Origin of the sequence: Desulfonatronospira sp., from assembly GCA_003563255.1 — a bacterium.
Taxonomy (GTDB): domain Bacteria; phylum Desulfobacterota; class Desulfovibrionia; order Desulfovibrionales; family Desulfonatronovibrionaceae; genus Desulfonatronospira.
Map to the genome: position 1 here is coordinate 1 of PWSL01000221.1, position 2,989 is coordinate 2,989.

Consider the following 2,989-nt stretch of genomic DNA (forward strand, 5'->3'; position numbering starts at 1 on the left):
AGTACGCCAATTCTCGCCTATTTTCTTTGGTCAATCCGGGGAACGACCTCTACGATGTGCTGATGGTGATGAAGTGTATTGGTCAGGTGGTCGTAACTGACTCTCAGAGTGATTAGCCTGGACTCTACCGCCAAGCGTGCCGCTCACAGGTGCGCCTTGCCAGCCTTGCGGTCTCATCGGTCTCGCTTCTGGCGATCAGGTAGCCCCGAATGCGATCGCAGGTATAACTCACCCAGCCTACCTCCGCCAGCCACATCGGCCACAGCCGCACTGTGCCATCATCACCGCCACTGACCACTGTTTTCCCATCAGCACTCAGGGCCACAGACCTGACCACCCCCTCATGGCCTTGGAACGGCTCCCCGATCGGTTGGCCCCGGCGATCCCACAGCCGCACCGTGCCATCATCACCGCCACTAACAATAGTCTTCTCATCAGCGCTCAGGGCCACAAAACTGACCACCCCCTTATGGCCCTGGAAGGGCTCCCCGATGGGATGACCCTGGCGATCCCACAGCCGCACTGTGCCATCCCTTCCGCCACTGACCACCGTGTCCCCATCAGCGCTCACAGCCACAGAACTGACCACCCCCTCATGGCCCCGGAAGGGCTCCCCCATGGGATGGCCCTGGCGATCCCACAGCCGCACCGTGCCATCCCATCCGCCACTGACCACCGTGTCCCCATCAATGCTCAGGGCCACAAAACTGACCCAATTGTCATGGCCCTGAAAGGGCTCCCCGATGGGATGACCCTGGCGATCCCACAGCCGCACCGTGCCATCCTCACCGCCACTAACAATAGTCTTCTCATCAGCGCTCAGGGCCACCGACCAGACCACACCCTTATGGCCTTGGAAAGGCTCCCCGATGGGCTGGCCCTGTCGACTCCATAACCGTATCGTGCCATCGAAGCGCCCACTAACAATGGTGTTGCCATCCGCACTGAGCGCTACAGAACTGACCCCACCCTCATGGCCCTGGAAGGACTCTCCGATGGGCTGGCCTTGACGATCCCACAGCCGCACTGTGCCATCCCTTCCAGCACTGACTATTATTTCCTCATAAGGGCTCACAGCCACAGACAATACCGAACCTTCATGACCCTGGAATGGCTTCTCGATGACCTGACCCTGGCGATCCCATAGCCGCACTGTGTTCCAGCCTCCACTGACAATGGTGCTGCCATCCGCACTGAGCGCTACAGAATTGACCCCACCCTGATGACCCTGGAAGGGTTCTCCGATGGGCTGGCCTTGACGATCCCACAGCCGCACTGTGCCATCCCAGCCCCCACTGACAATGGTGCTGCCATCCGCACTGAGCGCTACAGAGTTGACTCCATGTTGATTGGCCTGGAAGGGTTCTCCGATGGGCTGGCCCTGGCGATCCCATAGCCGCACTGTGTTATCCCAGCCCCCACTGACAATGGTGCTACCATCCGCACTGAGCGCTACAGACTTGACCGAACCTTGGTGACCTTGGAATGGCTCACCAAGAAGTTGACCCTGGCGATCCCACAGCCGCACCGTGCCATCTTCACCACCGCTAACAACTGTGCTGCCATCCGCACTGAGCGCTACAGAATTGACCCAATCTTTATGACCCTGGAAGGGCTCTCCGATGGGCTGACCCTGGCGATCCCACAGCCGCACCGTGCCATCCTCACCGCCACTAACAATAGTCTTCTCATCAGCGCTCAAGTTCACTGAAAAAACCGGTCCGTCATGACCAGCCAAGACAGCAACTTCTTCGCCTGAATGACTCCAGAGCCTCACGGTACCATCATCACCTCCACTGACAAGGGTGGTACCATCTGCGTTGAACGCTACAGAATTGACTGAACCTTTATGCCCCTGGAAAGGCTCTCCGATGGAGTGACCCTGGCGATCCCACAGCCGCACCGTGCCATACCATCCGCCACTAACAATAGTCTCGTCATCAGTGCTCAAGCTTACTGAAAAAACCGGTCCGTCATGACCACCAAGCACTTGAGCAAACCGGGCATAGCGATTTCCTAAATCTAACACGGCAGAGGAGATGACCCCATCGCCTCCTATGCGAGGCAGCTTAACTAAAGGGTCACGAGCCAAGCCGATGGCAGCCAAACCGTTCACCATACTCCCTAATGGATCGCTCTCTGCTAAAACCTTTGCCGTAGTCGCGTAAATATGAATTTGCCGTCGTTCGACCCGCCACATTTGGTACCCGACAAAGGCGCTGAGGCCAGTGGTTAACACCAAACCTGCTGCCAAGCCCGCAATGCCTAAGCGTTTCAAGCGTCGCTCTCGTTGTTCAGACTGATCAGAAGCACGGAAAAAGTCGAGGCAGCGTTGATTGAGATCCGACGCGCTGGTTTTTGCAAAGGTACGCAGCAGATCCAAGTCGGGCGATCGCCACAGCAGGCCAGCGGGCCGTCCCTGGTCATGCCAATATTGGGCAGCGGCTTCCAGGCGGCGTTGAAAACGAATATCATCGCGGCTGCTGTCCAGCCAGAGATTGAGCTGTTGCCAGTGGCCAAACAGGGCTTCGTGGGTCACCTCCGCCACATCCTGATTTTCCTGATTGGCCAACGTCACCAATCGCGCCCCAGGAGAGGAAAACCGGGCCAGCACCTGCTGCACCGTCTCCGGGCTGTCCTGGCTGGCGATTAGGCTGTCCACCGGGGCGCGGCGACGGGTGTCGCGGGTGCCCTCCCCCAGTTGAACCAGACCAATAAAAATGCGGCGGGCCGTCTCCTTTTCCGCTGGGCTAAGCTGGTCATAGATCGCCTGGGCCTTCCCCGCCAGGGCACCGCCCACCCCCCCCATCTGGCGATAGGTCTCCGCCGGGGCCACCCCCTCCCCCAGCCCCTCCCAAATCCGAGTCAGGGCAAACTGAAGCAGCGGCAGCGCCCCCTCCCGGCCCTCGGTATCCTGCACCAACAGATCCACCGTCGCCTGATCCAGGGGATGTCCGGCCCGTTTGGCCGGTTCAGCAATGGCGAAGCG

General features: G+C 59.4%; 1 protein-coding gene and 1 pseudogene. Both read right to left on the reverse strand.

The window, feature by feature from the left end:
• Nucleotides 1-124 precede the first annotated feature (124 nt).
• Nucleotides 125-2,029 (reverse strand): WD40 repeat domain-containing protein, encoded by a 1,905-nt coding sequence (locus QZP87_RS06565; protein WP_291322124.1) that lies wholly within the window; start codon nt 2,027-2,029, stop codon nt 125-127.
• A 438-nt stretch (nt 2,030-2,467) separates the two neighbouring features.
• A pseudogene (locus QZP87_RS15555) lies at nt 2,468-2,932 on the reverse strand (hypothetical protein); the annotation flags it as partial.
• Nucleotides 2,933-2,989 lie beyond the last annotated feature (57 nt).